Origin of the sequence: Shinella zoogloeoides, from assembly GCF_022682305.1 — a bacterium.
GTDB classification, from domain to species: domain Bacteria; phylum Pseudomonadota; class Alphaproteobacteria; order Rhizobiales; family Rhizobiaceae; genus Shinella; species Shinella zoogloeoides_B.
The window spans coordinates 96,151-116,177 of record NZ_CP093528.1; the positions used below are offsets into that span (position 1 = coordinate 96,151).

Here is a 20,027-nt window from a genome sequence, read left to right on the forward strand (position 1 = left end):
AATGAGCCGAGTTTGCCTGCCGCTAAAACGTACTAGGTAGGAACGTAGAGGCCGATAGGGTAGGCAGGTATTGCCCTTGCTATAAGGATAAACGAAAGCTCGTATCGGTTCCATTGCCGGAGGCGAGATAATACAGATAATAACTAGATATAATACTAAATATAATCTATATATAACTAGATAGCTATCTAGATATAACAGATGGTAGTATTATATATATTTATATATATAGCTATATAAATTGTTTAAATTAGATATGAATATGAGAAGACAAGTGGCTCTGGTCAATGAGGCGTCAAGTGCCAACTTGTCACCATTCGGTGCATAGGTGTGACCATATGGGTATACCCCAGTGTACATATGGAAGTAGCCACAAAGCAATGTCCACAAGGGTTGATTTAAATCTGTGGACATGATTTATGTGTACAGGAACCATATGGACGGGAGCCTGTATATGTCGACCATCTTTTATGCCCGCGTATCGACCGCTGATCAGACCGTAGAGCTGCAAGAGCAACAGGCTCGCAAAGCGGGCTATAATATCGATCTAGTTATAGCGGACCGTGGACAATCCGGCTTATCAACTAAGCTCATAGACCGGCCTGAAGGCAAACGCCTCTTTGACCTGCTTCGACATGGGGACATCCTGATTGTCCGCTGGGTAGACCGCCTCGGCAGAAACTACAGGGATGTGTGTGACACCATACAGGAGTTCATGCGCCGGGGCGTCATAATCAAAACTGTAATCAACAGCATGACGTTTGATGGCTCTACGACCGACCCGATCCAGCAGGCCGTGCGCGACGCTTTAATCGGCTTCATGGCTGCGACAGCTCAAGCGCAAGCTGAGGCGACCAAAGAGGCACAGAAGGCCGGCATTGAGCATGCCAAGGCCAGCAGCGAGAAATACAAGGGCAGGAAACCTCGTTTCAGCGCCGAGCAATACCAACTTGTTCTCGACATGCTTGCTCAAGGCAGCGGCGCTACTGAGATATATAAGGCTACAAAGGTGACCCGGCAGACGGTTTTGAGGATCAAAAATGACCCTATCGCCGCCGCGAAAATGTTGGCACGGTGGAATTGACTGTCAATAGCGCCTCAATCGCCCATAGCGGCCCGTGGGCGCGCTTTTCGCAACGGAATAATGGAAACCCTACGCAGGAGAAGGAAGGTCCTCGGCGGCCCTCTGTGCGAATATTCGGTTTTGACAGCAATATGCCAATGTACTGATATAATTTAGCTTTCTATGTCGCCCGTATAAGCAAACCAGATGTGCCACGATACCAGCCAGCTATCTGGCTCGCTCTGCCCGCAAGAAGCGAGCTGTGGCCGATACCAACCGATATAGCTATCGCCGCGCGAGCGGTGCTCTATATATCAACTCAATCGCAGGTGTTACTGGCGCATTCATCGTGATTGATTGGTACCAGCGCGGCATCATGGGATGCATACCCATTCTGTATGCCTCGGCAATCAAAGGAAGCTGCTTGCCACCGTGCACACTATTTATTTCACTAAGCACTCTCTGGATATCTATTGGGCTTCCACCAGTCAGACTTAAGTGGGCGAAGCGATTTGCGTTGAGCTGATCGTTGCCAGCCAAACAAGCCTCTAGAAAATAGTAGGCTCTGACAGCCTCGGTTCCTGCGGAGGTGTTTAGCTTAAAGAACTTATATACAGCCCACCCCATTAGGGCGATGACGACAAGCACTGTCATGCGTTGTTTCCCCATTGAGCAACTGTCGCGGTACGTCCCCGCGAATTGCCCTTCGATCTCTGGTGATCGGGGAGTTCGAAACCGCATGACACGGCCCTACGGCCTTTAGTTCGGAGAACCTGTTGCATACGCCGCAGGCTCCCCGACCATAGGTCGAAGAGTTGTGCTGTTTTGGCAGCACGGTCCTAGTCATGAGGGGTTTCGATGCCCCAGAGCCGCACGTACAGCTCTGGTATCTGTTTGAGTCTTCGGCTCGCCGCTGTCAATAGCTACCGGTTATCGGGCGGACCCTGTGTCAAATGCACTATGGTAGTCGAGAGTCTGCATAGCCTTGTTTAATTGGTGAATAGAGTATCCCTTGAAATAATTGTTCTGGGTTACGCCGATCTGAGCGTGTCCGACTAGCGCCTTTACTATGGGCTCTTCTACATCGGCGTGCATAAGCTTTGTAACAACGGTGTGGCGTAAGCTATGAAACACGAGCGCTTCGCTCTTAATGCCTAGCTTTGGCAAAAGCTTTTCATTGAACCAACGACCAAGGTTCCTTCCTCTGCCATGCTCTACTGAGTCGGTGAGATCGGGAAAGAAATGTTTGCTTCCGCGTCTTCTCAGCCGCTCCACCTCCGCTAAAAGACCAAAGGTAAGTAGCTGCCGGTGGATGGGTATGCGTCTCCGCGCGGCCACTGACTTCAAATGCTTGTCGTTGCCATCGTCGTTTAGGTCGAAGAACCAGATACCGTCTTCTTGCTGAATATCGGCTAGCTCTATCTGCGCAATTTCATTGAGGCGAGCGCCCGTATACAGCCCTATCAAGGGGCCCCATTTCTGGTAGTGCTTGCGAATAAGGTTATTCCGGTTGTCAGTAAGGGTTTGCAGCAGAAGATTGATCTGCTGTTCCGAGAATGCATCCCGCCTATCTTGGGCGCTTTTTCTCTTTTGACGAATGAAGAGGCCCGAAAATAAGTTCGTGTCTACATGGCCATTCCGCCTAGCCCACTCAAACATGTCATTGTAGGTCTGAAGGTACTTGTTGATCGTGGGGACTTGGACGCGTTCCAAGCCTTCCATATCAATGATCTCGGATAGTGTCTTGTTTTTCGTCGCTGCCTTCTTGAATCGATTTTTCGGAAGGACGACCAGAGTGTCTTTGACTTTCTTTGCGTCGAGTGCCGACAGGCTGCGGATATCTCTTTCTGGTCCGAGAATTTCCTCGATTAGCTTTATATGGTCGACTTTCTCCAGCTTGGTTCTAGTCGCCCAATTGCCGCCGACCTCCTTTTCGGCGCGATAGTGCGCGCCTAAAGTCCCTATACTCAGGCCTTTCTGTAGGGTCGGGTTTGCCTCCTTTGTATGTACAGGCGGCTGAATATCGCTGAAATCGTAGTCTGTTAGTGAGTCATCATATTTTAGGATAGCGTTCAGATAGCCGACATAGGAATTGGCAATCTCGGTGCGGAGCCATCCGTACTGCTTACTTTTAGGGGAAATAGGCAATTGGAACTTCGCCACAAAGCGTCTTAGCAACTCGTCGTCGTCAACGTCTTGCGTTGCTAGGCGACCACCGTCGGTTTGGGCCTGCCGGGTGACCGATGCCAGTTCTTCTATTTCGGTGCGTTGCTGGGCGGTCAATCGACCCTCTGCGTCGATCTCCGCCTTTTTGTTTTGCAGTTGGGTCTTAAAATGCTCCGTGAGCAGAGACCGCAGCTCATCATACCGCATCTTTTGCGCGATTCCGTCCTCATTTAGATCCATGCCTATCTGGATCAATGGGCGTGCTAGTCGCAATGCCTTTTTCGGGTCTCTGGTCGATAATGAGACTTTGACACTGCTCGCCCTCTTTTGCGGGTGAAGCTCTCTGGGAATAGGCCAGCGGAGATAGAAAATACCCGTTTGAGACTTAGCCAGATATGCGGGATTAAACACGGAGTGTCCCTGTTGGATGTCCCATCAGCGGAAACCGTGTCTCAAATCGTTGATTGTAAAGGAAGTGGTGCCGCTTAGGTGACTCGAACACCTGACCCCATCATTACGAATGATGTGCTCTACCGACTGAGCTAAAGCGGCCCTTTTAGGCGGCCCCGAAGCGTGTCGGGGCCGGAATGGGTGCGCTGATAACCGTAATGGACAGAGATTTCAAGCGGGGAGTTCAAACTTCCGCATTTTTCCCGCACGGTGCAGCGAATTGGGCCGGTTCAGGCGGCGATGCGGGCCTTGGCGGCGATGTATTCGCGCTCCAGGCGGGCGACGAGGTCGGCCACCGGGCCGATGGACTTCACCGCGCCGATGCCCTGGCCGCAGCCCCAGATATCCTTCCAGGCCTTGGCGCCGGTCGCGGCCTGTTCGAAATCCATCTTCGTCGGGTCGGCTTCCGGCAGGTGCTCGGGGTCCATGCCGGCGGCGGAGATGGAAGGCTTCAGGTAGTTGCCGTGGATGCCCGTGAAATAGTTGGAATAGACGATATCGGCGGCGGCGCTGTCGACGATCATCTGTTTGTAGGCTTCGCTCGCCCGCGCCTCGCTGGTCGCGATGAAAGGCGAGCCGATATAGGCCATGTCCGCGCCCATCGCCTGGGCGGCGAGGATCGCCCCGCCTGTGGCGATGGCGCCGGAGAGCAGGAGCGGGCCGTCGAACCATTCGCGGATCTCCTGGACCAGCGCGAAGGGCGAGAGCGTGCCGGCATGGCCGCCCGCACCGGCGGCGACCGCGATCAGCCCGTCCGCGCCCTTGCGGATCGCCGAGTTGGCATGGCGGTTGTTGATGACGTCGTGCAGAACGATGCCGCCGTAGGAGTGGATCGCGGCATTGACCTCCGGCACGGCGCCGAGCGAGGAGATGACGACCGGCACCTTGTATTTCACGCACATCATCAGGTCGTGCTCCAGCCGCTTGTTGGAGCGGTGGACGATCTGGTTGACGGCGAAGGGGGCGGCCGGGCGGTCGGGGTGCTGGGCGTCGTGCGCCGCAAGGCCCTCGGTGATCTCCGCCAGCCATTCGTCGAGCTGGGATTCCGGGCGCGCGTTCAGCGCCGGAAAGGCCCCGATGACGCCGGCCTTGCATTGTGCGAGGGTCAGCGCGGGATGGGAGACGATGAAGAGCGGCGCGCCGACGACGGGCAGACGCAGCTTGTCCTTGAGGATCGCGGGCAGGGCCATGACGGAAGTCCAGTCTTTTGACGTTTACGGAAACGTCAAAACCATAGCAGCGTGATTTCCGTCTGAAAAGGGGTTGAAGGGCAGGGAATGCAGATGGCGGGGCGGTATCGCTTCGGCGGCTCCCGGCCATGCGTTCCGCGCGGCGGCGGGCCACGCGCTTCCCGGCGAACCGCTTATCCCCGGTCAAGCGCGGCCACTTTCGGCCGGAAGGCTTGCGCAAATTCCCGTCAAACGTTACGCAAAAACTAACAAAAGCCGGAAAGTAAGGCTCTTTCCACAGATGTATCTTGGCCGCGGCGTTGGGCGGCTCCCGCAGAAGGGTCGGATGTGAGCGGACTGGAAACGGCAATCAGGAACGCGCTGGCGCGCTCGGAACGCGCCAATGCCGAAGTTCGCGCGCGTATCTACCAGTCGGCGCGCAACGCGCTGGAGGCGGGCCTGCGCAAGCAGGAAATCCACGACCGCGCGACGATCACCGCGCAGCGCCACCGGCTGGAAGCCGCCATTCACCAGATCGAGGCCGAGGAGCGGGCACAGCTTGCCGCCGCCGAGCGCGCGGTTCGCGTGGAGCCGGCCGTGGATATGCGGCCGGAGCCGGTGCAGCGCGCCGGGCGTGACGTGCGCCCCGAGCCGACGCTCGATGCCGAGCCGCGCATGGAGGCCGACCGGCCTGCCGCGGCCGGGGATATCGGCGCCATCCGTCCCGAGCGGGAGGATGGCTTTGCTGCCGGCGCTGCGACGGTATCGGCGGCGGAAACGCCGGGCGCCGCCGGCAAGGCTGCCGATTTCCGTCCCGAGCGCGTCGCCAAGGCCCGCAAGCGCCGTGGCCGCCTGGTCTCCTTCCTTCTCGTCGTCGCGACCCTGGTCGCTGCGTTCGGCGCGCTCGCCTGGTGGGTGCAGACCAGCGGGCTGCTGCAGGAATTGCAGAATGCCGACGATTCGACGCCGCCCGCCCGCGTTTCCGGCGAGGATTTTTCAGGCGAGGATCCGCTGAAGAAGGCGCTGGACACCCAGAGCCGCTTTTCCGCCGATTGGCGCGAAGTCTTTTCGCCGAACGAGACGGACAAGCTTTCCGCCGGCGCGGCGGGCCGTTTCGAATCCATCAGCACAAGCGACGGTCCCGCCGTGCGCCTGACCTCCACCGATCCGGATCGCGACGGCGCGGTGCGCATCGAGGTCGCGCCGGACATCCTTGGTGACATGGGTGGCAAGACCTCGACCATCGCGCTCACGGTGCAGTCGGCGGGCGACAAGCCGGTGCAGGTCGCCGTGGAATGCGACTTCTCCACCATGGGCGGCTGCGGACGTCACCGCTTCACCGTCTCTGAGCGCACCGATATCCTGTTCCAGGTGGAGTTCGACCGCTCGCTTTCGCCGAGCGCGGCCGGCCACCTGCTGCTCAACAGCGATATCACCGGTGGAAACGGCGGCGTGAACCTTTTCGCCGTCCGTGTCCTGCCGGGAGAATAAGCCGCTTGCTCGCTATTTGAGGAAGCCCGGCCCCGAGCCGACGATCTTGTCGTCGACCGTGCCGATGGCCTGCTTGTCCTTGCCCTCGTAGTCGAGCGTCGTGAGGATATGGCGGATGAGGTTGATGCGTGCGCGGCGCTTGTCGTTGGCGCGGATCACCGTCCAGGGCGCGTTGTCCGTGTGGGTCTCCTTGAGCATGCGGTCGCGCTTGTCGGAATAGTCGCCCCATTTGTTGAGCGCCGCGATGTCCATCGGCGAAAGCTTCCAGACCTTGAGCGGATCGTGCCGGCGGTCGTGGAAGCGCTTGAGCTGCATCTCGCGGCCGATATCGAGCCAGAACTTGAAGAAGTGGATGTCCTCCGAGGCGATCATCTTCTCGAAGCGCGGCGCCTCCTTCAGGAATTTCTCGTATTCTTCCGGGGTGCAGAAGCCCATGACGGGTTCCACGCCCGCGCGGTTGTACCAGGAGCGGTCGAACAGCACGAACTCGCCGGCCGTCGGGAAGGTTGCGACATAGCGCTGGAAATACCATTGGCCGCGCTCGGTCTCGGTCGGCTTGGTCAGCGCGACGATACGCGCGGAGCGCGGGTTCATGTAGGCCATGGTGGCGTGGATCGCGCCGCCCTTGCCGGCGGCGTCGCGGCCTTCGAAGACGGCCATGATGCGCTTTCCGGTCTTCTGCTGCCAGAACTGCACCTTCACCAGCTCGATCTGCAACTGCGTCAGGGTCTTTTCGTATTCGTCGTTGCCGAGCTTCTTGCCATAGGGGTAGTCGCCGGAATCGAAGGCCTTCTCCTCGATCCAGTCGGGCAGGACGGGGTCGTCGACATCGAACACCCGCTTCTTGCCGCGGATATCCAGTTCCACCGCCCGGCTTTCGGCCTTTTCCGCCATCGTCCACTCCTTGAAAACGAGCTGCGGCGTGCGCCGCTCCGGCGAAGGTGGTCATAACCGGATTGCGAATTCAAGCGGGCCGTGAAAAACATGTCACGAAACCGCGCTATCCATCCCGAATCGATGGAGGTCGCGGAGGGTAGGATGCTGGCAAGGGAATGGGTGGCGGTGGCGGATCAGCGCACGGGCTTCGGCTGGCTGGCGGCGCAACTGTGGGGCGAACGGGTTCTCATCGCGGCTGCCGTCTTCGTCGGCTTCATGATGTGGCTTGCCGGCCTCCATCTCGGCTGGGTGTCCTTCGCCGTCCTGCTTCTGGTCATCGCCGGCCTGATGCGCGTGGAACGGCGAACGGCGGGTTCCGCCCGTACCATGGCCGTCCCGGCCGCGCCCGTCGCCGAACCCGCTCCGCCAGCCGATGACCTGACGGCCATCGCCGCCGTGCTCGGCGCGCTCGATGCGCCCGCGCTGCTGCTTTCGGCGCGCCAGACGGTCAAGCTCCAGAACCGTGCGGCGGAAGCCGTCTTCGGCCCGATCCCCCAGGGCAGCGACCTTGCCGGCCGCATCCGCGCGCCCGGCATCCTCGACATGGTGCGCGAGGCCATCGGCTCCGGCCAGCCGCGCGAGACCGAGCACGCCGAGCGACTTCCCTCGGAGACGGTCTATATAGTGCGTATCGCTCCGCTCGCCGGTCCCACCGCCGAGCCGCTCTGGCTGCTGACCTTCCGCGACGTCTCGCAGGCCCATCGCATAGACCGCATGCGCTCCGACTTCATCGCAAACGCCAGCCATGAGCTGCGCACGCCGCTCGCCTCCCTGCGCGGCTTCATCGAGACCCTCCAGGGGCCGGCGCGCAACGATCCCAAGGCCCATGAGCGCTTTCTCGGCATCATGCACGAGCAGGCGACGCGCATGAGCCGCCTCGTGGACGACCTGCTCTCGCTCTCCCGCCTGGAACTGCGCTCCAACCTCGCCCCCGACCAGAGCGTCGACCTCGTGCCGCTGCTCGGCCATGTGCGCGACAGCCTCCAGCCGCTTGCGGGCGATCTCGGCGTCGAAATCGTCCTCGACCTGCCGCAGCATCCCGTCACCGTGCCCGGCGACCGCGACGAGTTGGTCGAGGTCTGCGAGAACCTGATCGAGAACGCCTGCAAATACGGGCAGGAGGGCAGGCGGGTGGATGTGGTGCTGACGGGCGGCGGCGAGGCGCCGGTGGAGCTGTCCGTCACCGACTATGGTCCTGGCATCCCGCCCGAGCACGTGCCGCGCATCACCGAGCGTTTCTACCGGGTCAATGTGGAAGCGAGCCGCTCCAAGAAGGGCACGGGCCTCGGCCTTGCCATCGTCAAGCACATCCTCACCCGTCACAAGGCGCGCCTCGTGGTGAGGTCCGAGCTGGGCAAGGGGACGGTCTTTACCGTCAAATTCTGACACAAAAGCCGGGAGCTTTGTCGTTTCGCTTGAAATAAGCGAGGTATTTCATGCATTTGCCCTGTCACAAATGTTTCGTCAAACCGACATAAAAGGGATGGCGATCGGGGTTTAGAGAAGGGCCGCCGGTCAACGGCAGAGAGCGCGAAAGCAGCGCTTTCCAACACACGTCCTCTTCGGGAGAACCCAGATGAAATCTCTTAAGCTCACCGTCGCGGCGCTCGTTGCCTCCGCCGCATTCGCAGGCGTTGCCGTTGCGCGCGACCAGGTCCAGATCGCCGGCTCGTCCACCGTTCTTCCCTATGCCAAGATCGTTGCCGAGACGTTCGGCGAGACCTTCCCCGACTTCAAGACCCCGATCGTCGAATCCGGCGGCTCCTCGGGCGGCCTGAAGGAATTCTGCAAGGGCGTCGGCCCCAACACCATCGACATCGCCAATTCCTCGCGCCCGATCAAGGACAGCGAGATCGAGGCCTGCAAGGCAGCCGGCGTCACCGAGATCCAGGAAGTCAAGATCGGCTATGACGGCATCGTCTTCGCCACCGACACCGGCAATGCCGACCTGAAGCTGGAGCCGAAGGACCTCTACCAGGCGCTTGCCGCCGAGGTCGTCGTCGATGGCAAGCTCGTCGCGAACCCGTACAAGAAGTGGTCGGAAATCAACAAGGACCTGCCGGACACCGAGATCGCCGCCTATATCCCGGGTGAAAAGCACGGCACGCGCGAAGTCTTCGAGGAGAAGATCCTCGCCAAGGGCTGCAAGGATGCCGGTGCTCTCGACGTCATCAAGGCTGCCGTCGCCGATGAGAAGGAACAGCATGCCAAGTGCGTCGCCGTTCGCAAGGACGGCCTCGCCGTCGATATCGACGGCGACTACACGGAAACGCTGTCCCGCATCGCCGCCAACAAGTCCGGCATCGGCGTGTTCGGCCTGTCCTTCTATGAAAACAACGCCGACAAGCTGAAGGTCGCCACCGTCAGCGGCGTCGTTCCCTCGACCGAGACGATCGCTTCCGGTGAATATCCGGTTTCCCGCCCGCTGTTCTTCTACGTCAAGAAGGCGCATCTCGGCGTCATCCCGGGCCTGAAGGAATATGTCGAGTTCTTCACGGGTGACGACATGATCGGCCCGGACTCCCCGCTCGCAGAATACGGCCTCGTCGCCGCTCCCGATGCCGAGCGCGAGGAAATCCGCCAGGCCTTCGTGGACGGCAAGATCATGTAATCGGCTGGGGCCGGCGCAAAAACCGCGCCGGCCCCTCCCTTTCGGGCGGCTTCGCCCCCGTCGTACAGAATGACACCGCGGACGATCTCGCCGGGAGAATTTCCTAAATGAGTATTTCCCTTCTTCTGCTCATCGTCGCCGGGATCGGCGTCGTGGGCTACCTGCTCGGAAGCTGGCGCGCGAACGCGCTTGCCGGCGGCAGGCTATCCAGCCTGCATTCCCGTCCGGGCTATTACGGCGCCTTCGTCGCGGTCTGGTCCATCCTTCCCGCCGCCCTGCTGCTGCTGGTCTGGGCCGTTGCAAGCCCGGCCTATATCGGCTCCGCCGTTCGCGCCGGCTTCCCCGAAGAGGTGAAGGCGACCTCGCAGGCCGAGCAGAACCTCAGCTACAACATGATCGGCGCGATCTCGCGCGGCCTTCCGGCCCTGTCGCCGGAGGAACGGGAGACCCTGTCCCGTGACGCTTCCGCCGCTCGCGGCATTCTCGGCGCCAAGGGCGTGCCGCTGGCCGCCGATCCCGCGCCCTACATGCTGAAGGCCGCCGAAGACCTCGACCGCATGACGGCGACGAGCGGCACCATCCTGACGGTCCTCGTCGTGGCCGTCGCGCTTGCCGGCGCCTTCCTCTCCTGGCGCGCCATCGCGCCGAAGTTCCGTGCCCGCAATCGCGTCGAGGGCGTGATGCTGGCCGGCCTCATCGGGGCGTCCTCCATCGCCATCCTGACGACGGTGGGCATCGTCGCCTCCATGGCGACGGAGGCCATCCACTTCTTCAACATGGTCCCGGCCTGGGAATTCTTCTTCGGCACGACCTGGGACCCGCGCTTCGCCGCCGCCGGCGCGACGGACTCTTCCGGCCAGTTCGGCCTGATCCCGCTGCTTGCCGGCACGCTCTATATCGGCTTCGTCGCCATGCTGGTCGCCGTGCCGGTCGGCCTCTTCGCCGCTATCTACATGTCGGAATATGCCTCGCGCACCTTGCGTTCGGTCGCAAAACCCCTGCTCGAAGTGCTCGCGGGCATCCCGACCATCGTCTACGGCTTCTTCGCCCTCATCACGGTCGGCCCGTTCCTGCGCGATATTTCCGCTCAACTGAACGGCCTCGTCACCGGTAACTATTCGAACTTCATCCAGGCGCAGAGCGTGCTGACGGCCGGTTTCGTCATGGGGATCATGCTGATCCCCTACGTCTCCTCGCTGTCGGACGATATCATCACCGCCGTGCCGCGCGCCCTGCGTGACGGTTCGCTCGGCCTCGGCGCCACCCGCTCGGAAACGATCAAACGCGTCATCCTGCCAGCCGCCCTGCCGGGCATCGTCGGCGCGCTGCTGATGACCGCCTCGCGCGCCATCGGTGAAACGATGATCGTGGTGCTTGCCGCGGGCGTCGCCGCCCGCATGCAGCTCAACCCCTTCGAGCCGATGACCACCGTGACCGTCAAGATCGTCAACCAGCTCACCGGCGACCTCGAATTCACCTCGCCTCAGACGCTCGTGGCCTTCGCGCTCGGCATCACGCTCTTCGTCATCACGCTTTGCCTCAACATCTACGCCCTCTACATCGTGCGCAAATACCGGGAGCAGTACGAATGAGCCAGGTCTCCACTAGCCCCGCCCTCGGCATCGCTGCCCGTCCCGAGCGCCGCGATATCGGCCTTGGCCGACGCTACGCCGCCGAACGCCGCTTCCGCCTCTACGGCATGGCCGCCATCGGCTTCGGCCTTCTCTTCCTGTTCCTGCTGCTGTTCTCGGTGGTCTCCAAGGGCTACACTGCCTTCCAGCAGACGATGATCACGATCCCGGTCGAGTTTTCCGAACAGGTCATCGACAAGAACAACGAGCGCGCCACGAACCCGCAGAAACTGGTCTCGGCCAATTATCCGGTCGTCGCCCGCAATGCGCTCGCCAGGGTTCTCGGCGTCGATGAAAAGGATCGCGCCGGCCTCAAGGCGGTCAACGGCATGATCTCGGACAGCGTCCGCGTTCAGTTCCGCAATCTCGTCACCGCCGATCCCGCAATCATCGGCACGACGCAGACCGTGACCTTCCTCGCCCACGGCGATCTCGACTCGGCCTTCAAGGGCCAGATCGATCTCACCGTGCCGGAAACCAACCGCAAGGTCTCCGACAGGCAGGTCGGCTGGATGAACACGCTTGCCGAAAGCGGCGCGCTCTCCAAGCACTTCAATACCGGCCTCTTCACCAATGGCGCATCGAGTCGCCCGGAAGCCGCCGGCGTCGGTGTCGCGCTCATCGGCTCGCTCTACATGATGCTGATCGTGCTCGTGCTGTCGCTGCCCATCGGCGTCGCCGCCTCGATCTATCTGGAAGAGTTCGCCCCGAAGAACCGCTTCACGGACCTTATCGAGGTGAACATCAACAATCTCGCCGCCGTGCCGTCCATCGTCTACGGTCTGCTCGGTCTCGCCGTCTTCATCAATTTCGCCGGCTTCCCGCGCTCGGCGGCCCTCGTCGGCGGCCTGGTGCTGACGCTCATGACGCTGCCGACCATCATCATCGCGACCCGCGCGGCGCTGAAGGCCGTGCCGCCGTCGATCCGCTCGGCGGCCCTCGGCCTCGGCGCGTCGAAGATGCAGACCGTGTTCCACCACGTCCTGCCGCTGGCGATGCCCGGCATCCTCACCGGTACGATCATCGGCCTTGCCCATGCGCTTGGCGAAACAGCACCGCTCCTCCTCATCGGCATGGTCGCTTTCGTCGCCGACGTTCCGGCAACGCCGATGGACCCGGCGACGGCGCTTCCGGTACAGATCTACATGTGGGCGAACGAGGCCGAGCGCGCCTTCGTGGAGCGCACCTCGGGAGCCATCATCGTGCTCCTCATCTTCCTCATCCTCATGAATGTTGGCGCCATCCTGTTGCGCCGCCGTTTCGAACGGCGCTGGTAGAAGGACCGATCCTATGAACATCATGTCAGAAGCAGCCGTCGAGAAAGCGCTGGACAGAAAAATGAATGACATTTCCTACAAGATGATCGGCAAGGACGTTTCGGTCTACTACGGCGAGAAGCGCGCGCTCTACGACGTCAATCTCAACGTCCGCGAAAACACCGTGACCGCCCTCATCGGTCCCTCGGGCTGCGGCAAGTCCACGTTCCTGCGCACGCTGAACCGCATGAACGACACCATCGACGGCTGCCGCGTCACCGGCCGCATCACGCTCGACAGCGACGATATCTACGATCCGAACATCGACGTCGTGGAATTGCGCGCCCGTGTCGGCATGGTCTTCCAGAAGCCGAACCCGTTCCCGAAGTCGATCTACGAAAATGTCGCCTACGGCCCGCGCATCCATGGTCTTGCAAAAGCGAAGGCCGACATGGACGCCATCGTCGAGCAGAGCCTTCAGAAGGCGGGCCTCTGGAACGAGGTGAAGGATCGCCTGCATGAAGGTGGCACCGGCCTTTCCGGTGGCCAGCAGCAGCGCCTGTGTATCGCCCGCGCCGTCGCCGTCAGCCCGGAAGTCATCCTCATGGATGAACCCTGCTCGGCGCTCGACCCGATCGCGACCGCCAAGGTCGAGGAGCTGATCCACGAGTTGCGCGCCAACTTCACCATCGTCATCGTGACGCACTCCATGCAGCAGGCGGCCCGCGTCTCGCAGCGCACGGCCATGTTCCACCTCGGCAACCTCGTCGAGGAGAACGACACCGACAAGATGTTCACCAACCCGGACGACCAGCGCACGCAGGACTACATCATGGGCCGCTTCGGCTGACGCGACCGTCGCCGAAGTCCCGACCCCCGAGCGCATCAAGGATAAAGCCATGTCATCTACCCATATCGTCTCGATCTATGACGAAGAACTGAAGTACCTTTCCCGCCGCATCTCCGAAATGGGCGGCACCGCCGAGCAGATGGTGGCCGATTCCGTCCGCGCCCTCGTTTCCACCGATGCGGCGCTGGCGCAGAAGGTGATCTCGGAAGACATCATCCTCGACAATGCCGAGCGCCAGATCAACGAGAAGGCCATCGTCACCATCGCCAAGCGCCAGCCGATGGCGGCGGACTTGCGCGAGATCATGGGCGCGATCCGCATCGCGGCGGAGCTGGAGCGCGTCGGCGACCTCGGCAAGAACACCGCCAAGCGCGTCATCGCCGTGCAGAGCTCGGGCATGCCCCGCAAGCTCGCCCGCGGCCTGGAGCACCTTGCCGAGCTAGCGCTGATCCAGCTCAAGGAAGTGCTCGACGTCTACGCCACCCGCTCCATCGACAAGGCCAAGGCGATCCGCGAGCGCGACGACGAGATCGACGCGATTTACACCTCGCTGTTCCGCGAACTCCTCACCTACATGATGGAGGACCCGCGCAACATCACGCCCTGCACGCACCTGCTGTTCTGCGCCAAGAACATCGAGCGCATCGGCGACCACGCGACCAACATCGCGGAAACTATCTACTACATGGCGACCGGCTCGCAGCCGGAAGGCGAGCGTCCGAAGGACGACACCTCGACCTCCGTCGTCGCCGCCGACGTCACCGAGTAAGGGTTCGATCCATGGTGCCCAGAATTGCCGTCGTGGAAGACGAGGAGGCGCTGAGCGTCCTCCTGCGCTACAATCTGGAGGCCGAAGGCTTCGAGGTGGACACGATCCTCTCCGGCGACGAGGCCGAGATGCGCCTTCAGGAGCGCATGCCGGACCTTCTCATCCTTGACTGGATGCTGCCCGGCGTCTCCGGCATCGAACTCTGCCGGCGCCTGCGCCAGCGGCCGGAAACCGAGCGCCTGCCGATCATCATGCTGACGGCGCGCGGTGAGGAGAGCGAGCGTGTGCGCGGCCTTGCGACCGGCGCGGACGATTATGTGGTCAAGCCCTTCTCCACGCCGGAGCTGGTCGCCCGCGTGCGCGCCATGTTGCGCCGCGCCAAGCCCGAAGTCGTCTCGACGCTCCTGCGCTGCGGTGACATCGAGCTGGACCGCGAGACGCACCGCGTCCACCGCCGCACGCGCGAAGTGCGCCTCGGCCCGACGGAATTCCGCCTGCTGGAGTTCCTGATGACCTCGCCGGGCCGCGTCTTCTCCCGCTCGCAGCTTCTCGACGGCGTCTGGGGCCATGACATCTATGTCGACGAACGCACCGTCGACGTGCATGTCGGCCGCCTGCGCAAGGCGCTCAATTTCGCCAACATGCAGGACGTCATCCGCACGGTCCGCGGTGCCGGCTATTCGCTGGAATCCTGACCGGACGAAATTCCTCCCAAGGACGGAAATGGGCTCTGCGGGGCCTGTTTGCGTTATGGGATTAGGCGGATGAGGGGCAGACCCTCAAACGAAAACGGGTCCCGAAGGACCCGCATCTCATTTCGAATTCAACGCCGATCAGCGCATCCGGCGACGCTCGGCCGACGGCTGGTAGGCGAGGCGCTGGTGGTAGGTGCAATAGGGCGAGTTGTCCGGGGACTCGTTGCCGCAGAAGTGGAAGTCGTCGTTCAGCGGATCGCCGATCGGCCACTTGCAGGTGCGCTCGGTAAGCTGCGTCAGTTCCAGCTTGCGCGACATCGGCACGACGACGTTGTTGCCGTTGGCCGGAACCGGGAGCTGTTCGCTCTGGATGTCGAAATCGACGTCGAGTTCTTCCTTGGGAAGCGTATTGCCGGCCGGGCGGGCGACCGGACGGACGGTCGCCGGACGGGCTGCGAAATTCGACGGGCGCGGGGCGGCGGCCACGGCCGGACGCTTGGGGCGCGAGGCGGTCTGCGTTCCGCCAGCCTTGGCGCGGCCCGGAAGGTTCAGGCGGTGCACCTTGCCGATGACCGCGTTGCGGCTGACGCCGCCGAGCTGCGCAGCGATCTGGCTGGCGCTCAGGCCCTCGCTCCAGAGCTTCTTGAGTTTCTCGACCCGCTCGTCTGTCCAGTTCATGTGCTTGTCTCCGCTCGGCGTTCGATGCGGGAATCCCTCGTCGCGCCCCGGATCGATCCGGGGCCTGAACGCCTTGACTCTTGTGGTGACTAGTTCCGCCGCATGCAGTCTAGTAATTGGTCTTTAACCTAGAGACCGGGGGACTCCGTGACAAGAGTCGCGGGAATCGGTGCGAATCGATTTTGGAGTTTTCCCCAACTTGCTGGTCGGATGCGGTTGGATGGCGATGCCTTCCGAATGTGTCATGAATCCTCACCTTGCGGCAGGTTCAGCGACATTTGACCCCGCGATTTTGTTGACAGGCCGGCGTGAAATGCTGATAGTGCCGCATGCCGCCGAAAGGCGGCTTTTGATTTTTCCGGCACCGGAAAAGTCAAGCACGAGACCTGTTTTTCCGCATCTCTTTTCGGAGGATACGCGCCATGGCCGATGCCGCGCCGCTCTATGAAACCTATATGCGTGCGCCTCTCCGGTTCACGCGAGGGGAGGGCGTATGGCTCGTCGCCGAGGATGGTGAGCGCTATCTCGATTTCGCCGCCGGCGTCGCCGTCAATTCGCTGGGGCACGCCCATCCGCATCTCGTCGCCGCGCTGAAGGACCAGGCCGACAAGGTCTGGCACCTGTCGAACCTCTATGAAATCCCGGGCCAGGAAAGCCTCGGCCGCCGGCTGACGGATGCGACCTTCGCCGACAAGGTGTTCTTCACCAATTCGGGCGCCGAGGCGCTGGAATGCGCCATCAAGACGGCGCGGCGCTATCACTTCGCCAAGGGGCATCCCGGCAAGTATCATATCATCACCTTCGAGGGCGCCTTCCACGGCCGCACCATCGCCACCATCGCGGCCGGCGGGCAGGAAAAGTACATTGAGGGCTTTGGCCCCAAGGCCCCGGGCTTCCTCAAGCTCCCCTTCGGCGATATCGCCGCCGTCAAGGATGCGATCACCGAGGAGACGGCAGGCATCCTGATCGAGCCGGTGCAGGGCGAGGGCGGCATCCGCCCGGTGCCGAAGGAATTCATGCAGGAGCTGCGCCAGCTCTGCGACGAATACGGCCTGCTGCTCATTCTCGACGAGGTTCAGTCGGGTGTCGGCCGCACGGGCCGCCTCTTCGCCCATGAATGGTCGGGCGTCGCGCCCGATATCATGGCGGTCGCCAAGGGTATCGGCGGCGGCTTCCCGCTCGGCGCCTGCCTGGCCACGAATGAAGCCGCCTCCGGCATGGTCGCTGGCACGCACGGCTCCACCTATGGCGGCAATCCGCTCGCCATGGCGGTCGGCAATGCGGTGCTCGACGTCGTTCTTGAGGACGGGTTCCTCGAGCATGTGCGCGACGTCGCGCTCGTCTTCCGCCAGGGGCTTGCGGCGCTGAAGGACCGTTTCCCGGACGTTATCGAGGATGTGCGCGGCGAGGGGCTGATGCTCGGCATCAAGGCGAAGATTCCGGTCGCCGAACTGCTGGCCGCCGTGCGCGCGGAAAAGCTGCTCGGCGTGCCCGCCGGCGACAACGTGCTGCGCCTGCTGCCGCCGCTGACCGTCACGGCGGAGGAGGCGCGCGAGGGGCTGGCCCGCATCGAGCGGGCGGCGGAAAAGCTGACGGCGGCCGTCAAGGCCGCTTAAGGGACTGGGACAGACAGGACACATCATGGCCAAGCATTTTCTCGATCTTTCCGCCGTTTCGGAAAGCGATCTCCGCGTCATCATGGACGACGCGCACAGCCGCAAGGCCGCCAACAAGGCCGGCACGGAGACGAAGCCGCTCGCCGGCAAGATGCTGGCGATGATCTTCGAGAAGCCCTCCACGCGCACCCGCGTCTCCTTCGACGTCGGCATGCGCCAGCTCGGCGGCGAGACGTTGTTCCTGTCGGGCACGGAAATGCAGCTCGGCCGCGCCGAGACCATCGGCGATACGGCCAAGGTCCTGTCGCGCTATGTCGACGCCATCATGATCCGCACGACCGACCATTCGCGTCTGCTGGAGCTTGCCGAGCACGCCACCGTGCCGGTCATCAACGCCCTGACGGACCTTACCCATCCCTGCCAGATCATGGCCGACATCATGACCTTCGAGGAGCATCGCGGCTCTACGAAGGGCAAGACCTTCTCCTGGATGGGCGACGGCAACAACGTCCTGCACTCCTTCGTCGAGGGTTCGGCCCGCTTCGGCTACACGATGAGGATGGCGGTGCCGATGGGCTCCGAACCGGACGACAAGATCCTCAACTGGGCGCGCGACAACGGCGGCGACATTCTGCTCGGTCACGATCCGGAGGCGATCGCCGACGGTTCCGATCTCATCGTCACCGACTGCTGGGTCTCAATGAACCAGGAGCATCGCGCCCGCGGCCACAACATCTTCCAGCCCTACCAGGTCAACAGGGAGCTCATGGCACGCGCCGACAAGGATGCGCTCTTCATGCACTGCCTGCCCGCCCATCGTGGCGAGGAGGTGACCGACGAGGTGATCGACGGCCCGCAGTCGGTGGTCTTCGACGAGGCGGAGAACCGTCTGCACGCGCAGAAGTCGATCCTTGCCTGGTGCTTCGGCGTCGTCTGACGCGGCCTTGAAATATGCGGGCGCAGGCACGATCTAGGGGCCGACACCCGACGCCGGAAGGCGTCGTCTCTGGCGCTTGCCCGCCCGGTATGGAATGATCGGGCGGCAGGAGCGCGAAATCACGATAGACGCTGTCGGACGTGGCGGGGCGCAAGGCCCGCGGCGCGGCGGCGTGCAAGGAGCGAACATGATGGCTGAAAACGCCCTGAAACTCGGTGAACCCGGCTTTGCCGGCGACGACCATGTCCTACCGTTCCAGGTGGAAGGCCTCGATGTGCGCGGCAGGGCCGTGCAGCTCGGCCCGATGCTCGACGGCATTCTCGGCCGGCACGATTATCCCGCGCCCGTCGCCCGGCTGCTTGCCGAAGCGATCACGCTCACCGTGCTGCTCGGCACCTCGCTGAAGTTCGAGGGCAAGCTGATCGTCCAGACCAAGGGCGACGGTCCCGTCGACCTGCTCGTCGCCGATTTCGCCGCTCCGGAGAACGTGCGCGCCTATGCCCGCTTCGACCAGCAGGCGCTGGATGCCGCCGTCGCGGTAGGCGCCACCGAGCCGCACGAGCTTCTCGGCAAGGGCATCCTCGCATTCACCATCGATCAGGGTGCGCATACGCAGCGTTACCAGGGCATCGTCCCGCTCGACGGTCACACGCTGGAGGAGATCGCCGGCGTCTATTTCCGCCAGTCGGAGCAGATCCCGACCAAGGTGCGCCTTGGCGTCGCCGAACTCTACGACCGCGACGAGACCGGCAAGGCCCGCCATCGCTGGCGCGCGGGCGGCATGGTTGCGCAGTTCCTGCCGCAGTCGCCTGAGCGCATGCGTCAGGCCGATCTTCCCGGCGGCGACGGTGACGAGGCCGGCCACAAGATCGACGACGATGACAACTGGGCGGAAGCCAAGACCATGGTCGAGACCATCGACGCGGACGAGCTGACGGATCCAAATGTCGGCACCGAGCGGCTGCTTTACCGCCTCTTCCACGAGCGGGGCGTGCGCGTCTACCAGCCGCAGCAGGTCTTCGACCGCTGCTCCTGCTCGCGCGAGAAGCTGAAGGGCGTTCTGGCCGGCCTCAGCGCCGAGGAGATCGCCCATACCGCGGATGACAAGGGCGAGATCGCGGTGACCTGCGAGTTCTGCTCGACGACCTACCGCTTCGAGGCGGCGGAGGTCCTGCCGCAGTAAGGTGCGGGGCTAGCCCCTCAATTGAGCGTGCGCACCTGTCCCGGCGTATCCAGCGAGAACGCCGGGATGGCGACGTCGAAGGCCTCGCCCGTTTCCGCTTCCATGCGATACCGTCCGAACATGATGCCCGACGGCGTTTCCAGAGGGCAGCCGGAGGAATATTCGTAGGTATCGCCCGGCCGTAGCACCGGCTGCTCGCCGATGACGCCCGGCCCGTTGACCTCGTCCACCTGTCCGTTCTGGTCGGTAATGTGCCAGTAGCGCGTCATCAGGCGCACGGCGACTTCGGAATGGTTGGAAATGACGACGCGGTATCCCCAGACATAGCGGCTGTCGTCAGGATCGGACTGATCGGCCAGATAATATGGCTCTACGGTCACTTCGATGTCGCGGGTCAGCGCACGATACATGGGAATGCCTTGGGCTTTGCTAATTCAGCTATTCTACAGGAATGTGGCTGCGTCAAGAACATGCAAAGAAGGCACCGGCCGCTTCGGCCGGTGCCTTCCGCATTTCCCTGGATGGA

18 protein-coding genes and 1 tRNA gene are annotated in these 20,027 nt (G+C 62.3%); 12 read left to right on the top strand and 7 right to left on the bottom strand.

Features of this window, described 5'->3' with window-relative positions; translation table 11 throughout:
- Positions 1 to 454 precede the first annotated feature (454 nt).
- Complete coding sequence (locus tag MOE34_RS00475) at positions 455 to 1,084, top strand: recombinase family protein (protein ID WP_242219815.1); 630 nt, start codon at positions 455 to 457, stop codon at positions 1,082 to 1,084.
- Between the two features lie 264 nt (positions 1,085 to 1,348).
- Here MOE34_RS00475 and MOE34_RS00480 read toward each other — a convergent pair whose 3' ends face one another.
- From MOE34_RS00480 to MOE34_RS00495, 4 genes are all read right to left on the bottom strand, one after another.
- Positions 1,349 to 1,717, bottom strand: a complete 369-nt coding sequence (locus MOE34_RS00480; protein WP_242219816.1) for a hypothetical protein — start codon at positions 1,715 to 1,717, stop codon at positions 1,349 to 1,351.
- A gap of 276 nt (positions 1,718 to 1,993) precedes the next feature.
- Positions 1,994 to 3,640 carry a site-specific integrase gene (locus tag MOE34_RS00485; protein WP_242219817.1) on the bottom strand — a complete coding sequence of 549 codons (1,647 nt, stop codon included), beginning with the start codon at positions 3,638 to 3,640 and terminating at the stop codon, positions 1,994 to 1,996.
- A gap of 65 nt (positions 3,641 to 3,705) precedes the next feature.
- A tRNA-Thr gene (locus MOE34_RS00490) sits at positions 3,706 to 3,781 on the bottom strand.
- Positions 3,782 to 3,909: 128 nt separating this feature from the next.
- Entirely contained in the window at positions 3,910 to 4,869 is a 960-nt protein-coding gene (locus tag MOE34_RS00495; RefSeq protein ID WP_242219818.1) for an NAD(P)H-dependent flavin oxidoreductase, read from the bottom strand.
- Positions 4,870 to 5,196: 327 nt separating this feature from the next.
- Between MOE34_RS00495 and MOE34_RS00500 the strand changes: the two genes are divergently transcribed.
- The gene (locus tag MOE34_RS00500; protein WP_242219819.1) at positions 5,197 to 6,339 is read left to right on the top strand and encodes a biotin transporter BioY; all 1,143 of its coding nucleotides are present in this window, start codon (positions 5,197 to 5,199) and stop codon (positions 6,337 to 6,339) included.
- A gap of 12 nt (positions 6,340 to 6,351) precedes the next feature.
- On the opposite strand, the gene ppk2 is transcribed toward MOE34_RS00500, so the two are convergent.
- The gene (gene ppk2 / locus MOE34_RS00505) at positions 6,352 to 7,233 is read right to left on the bottom strand and encodes a polyphosphate kinase 2 (RefSeq protein WP_242219821.1); all 882 of its coding nucleotides are present in this window, start codon (positions 7,231 to 7,233) and stop codon (positions 6,352 to 6,354) included.
- Between the two features lie 147 nt (positions 7,234 to 7,380).
- Here ppk2 and phoR point away from each other — a divergent pair, with 147 nt between their 5' ends.
- From phoR to phoB, 7 genes are all read left to right on the top strand, one after another.
- The gene (gene phoR / locus MOE34_RS00510) at positions 7,381 to 8,661 is read left to right on the top strand and encodes a phosphate regulon sensor histidine kinase PhoR (protein WP_431522454.1); all 1,281 of its coding nucleotides are present in this window, start codon (positions 7,381 to 7,383) and stop codon (positions 8,659 to 8,661) included.
- Positions 8,662 to 8,851: 190 nt separating this feature from the next.
- Positions 8,852 to 9,886, top strand: a complete 1,035-nt coding sequence (locus MOE34_RS00515; protein WP_242219824.1) for a substrate-binding domain-containing protein — start codon at positions 8,852 to 8,854, stop codon at positions 9,884 to 9,886.
- A gap of 107 nt (positions 9,887 to 9,993) precedes the next feature.
- Positions 9,994 to 11,478, top strand: a complete 1,485-nt coding sequence (pstC, locus tag MOE34_RS00520) for a phosphate ABC transporter permease subunit PstC (protein WP_242219826.1) — start codon at positions 9,994 to 9,996, stop codon at positions 11,476 to 11,478.
- Positions 11,475 to 12,794, top strand: a complete 1,320-nt coding sequence (gene pstA, locus MOE34_RS00525; protein WP_242219828.1) for a phosphate ABC transporter permease PstA — start codon at positions 11,475 to 11,477, stop codon at positions 12,792 to 12,794. Before pstC ends, pstA begins: the two co-directional genes overlap by 4 nt.
- Before the next feature lie 13 nt (positions 12,795 to 12,807).
- Positions 12,808 to 13,623: a phosphate ABC transporter ATP-binding protein PstB gene (pstB, locus tag MOE34_RS00530; RefSeq protein WP_242219830.1), complete on the top strand. Its 816-nt coding sequence runs from the start codon at positions 12,808 to 12,810 to the stop codon at positions 13,621 to 13,623.
- A gap of 49 nt (positions 13,624 to 13,672) precedes the next feature.
- On the top strand, positions 13,673 to 14,392 hold the full coding sequence (gene phoU / locus MOE34_RS00535; RefSeq protein ID WP_242219832.1) for a phosphate signaling complex protein PhoU: 720 nt from the start codon (positions 13,673 to 13,675) through the stop codon (positions 14,390 to 14,392).
- An 11-nt stretch (positions 14,393 to 14,403) separates the two neighbouring features.
- Positions 14,404 to 15,087 carry a phosphate regulon transcriptional regulator PhoB gene (gene phoB / locus MOE34_RS00540; protein ID WP_160788104.1) on the top strand — a complete coding sequence of 228 codons (684 nt, stop codon included), beginning with the start codon at positions 14,404 to 14,406 and terminating at the stop codon, positions 15,085 to 15,087.
- A gap of 138 nt (positions 15,088 to 15,225) precedes the next feature.
- Here the strand turns inward: phoB and MOE34_RS00545 are convergent, their stop codons facing one another.
- A complete protein-coding gene (locus MOE34_RS00545; protein WP_242219835.1) occupies positions 15,226 to 15,765 on the bottom strand; it encodes a GcrA family cell cycle regulator in 540 nt (179 codons plus the stop codon).
- A 422-nt stretch (positions 15,766 to 16,187) separates the two neighbouring features.
- Between MOE34_RS00545 and MOE34_RS00550 the strand changes: the two genes are divergently transcribed.
- The 3 genes from MOE34_RS00550 to MOE34_RS00560 all read left to right on the top strand — a co-directional run bounded on the left by MOE34_RS00550 (position 16,188) and on the right by MOE34_RS00560 (position 19,501).
- Positions 16,188 to 17,381 (top strand): aspartate aminotransferase family protein, encoded by a 1,194-nt coding sequence (locus MOE34_RS00550; protein ID WP_242219836.1) that lies wholly within the window; start codon positions 16,188 to 16,190, stop codon positions 17,379 to 17,381.
- Between the two features lie 25 nt (positions 17,382 to 17,406).
- On the top strand, positions 17,407 to 18,318 hold the full coding sequence (gene argF, locus MOE34_RS00555; protein ID WP_242219838.1) for an ornithine carbamoyltransferase: 912 nt from the start codon (positions 17,407 to 17,409) through the stop codon (positions 18,316 to 18,318).
- A gap of 190 nt (positions 18,319 to 18,508) precedes the next feature.
- Complete coding sequence (locus tag MOE34_RS00560) at positions 18,509 to 19,501, top strand: Hsp33 family molecular chaperone (protein ID WP_242224190.1); 993 nt, start codon at positions 18,509 to 18,511, stop codon at positions 19,499 to 19,501.
- Positions 19,502 to 19,518: 17 nt separating this feature from the next.
- Here MOE34_RS00560 and apaG read toward each other — a convergent pair whose 3' ends face one another.
- Positions 19,519 to 19,911: a Co2+/Mg2+ efflux protein ApaG gene (gene apaG / locus MOE34_RS00565; protein ID WP_242219840.1), complete on the bottom strand. Its 393-nt coding sequence runs from the start codon at positions 19,909 to 19,911 to the stop codon at positions 19,519 to 19,521.
- Between the last annotated feature and the right edge of the window lie 116 nt (positions 19,912 to 20,027).

Coding starts and splice junctions, on each gene's coding strand:
- MOE34_RS00475 (WP_242219815.1), top strand. CDS start 455: ATGTCGACCATCTTTTATGCCCGCGTATCGACCGCTGATCAGACCGTA.
- MOE34_RS00480 (WP_242219816.1), bottom strand. CDS start 1,717: ATGACAGTGCTTGTCGTCATCGCCCTAATGGGGTGGGCTGTATATAAG.
- MOE34_RS00495 (WP_242219818.1), bottom strand. CDS start 4,869: ATGGCCCTGCCCGCGATCCTCAAGGACAAGCTGCGTCTGCCCGTCGTC.
- ppk2 (WP_242219821.1), bottom strand. CDS start 7,233: ATGGCGGAAAAGGCCGAAAGCCGGGCGGTGGAACTGGATATCCGCGGC.
- MOE34_RS00515 (WP_242219824.1), top strand. CDS start 8,852: ATGAAATCTCTTAAGCTCACCGTCGCGGCGCTCGTTGCCTCCGCCGCA.
- pstC (WP_242219826.1), top strand. CDS start 9,994: ATGAGTATTTCCCTTCTTCTGCTCATCGTCGCCGGGATCGGCGTCGTG.
- pstA (WP_242219828.1), top strand. CDS start 11,475: ATGAGCCAGGTCTCCACTAGCCCCGCCCTCGGCATCGCTGCCCGTCCC.
- pstB (WP_242219830.1), top strand. CDS start 12,808: ATGAACATCATGTCAGAAGCAGCCGTCGAGAAAGCGCTGGACAGAAAA.
- phoU (WP_242219832.1), top strand. CDS start 13,673: ATGTCATCTACCCATATCGTCTCGATCTATGACGAAGAACTGAAGTAC.
- phoB (WP_160788104.1), top strand. CDS start 14,404: ATGGTGCCCAGAATTGCCGTCGTGGAAGACGAGGAGGCGCTGAGCGTC.
- MOE34_RS00545 (WP_242219835.1), bottom strand. CDS start 15,765: ATGAACTGGACAGACGAGCGGGTCGAGAAACTCAAGAAGCTCTGGAGC.
- MOE34_RS00550 (WP_242219836.1), top strand. CDS start 16,188: ATGGCCGATGCCGCGCCGCTCTATGAAACCTATATGCGTGCGCCTCTC.
- argF (WP_242219838.1), top strand. CDS start 17,407: ATGGCCAAGCATTTTCTCGATCTTTCCGCCGTTTCGGAAAGCGATCTC.
- MOE34_RS00560 (WP_242224190.1), top strand. CDS start 18,509: ATGGCTGAAAACGCCCTGAAACTCGGTGAACCCGGCTTTGCCGGCGAC.
- apaG (WP_242219840.1), bottom strand. CDS start 19,911: ATGTATCGTGCGCTGACCCGCGACATCGAAGTGACCGTAGAGCCATAT.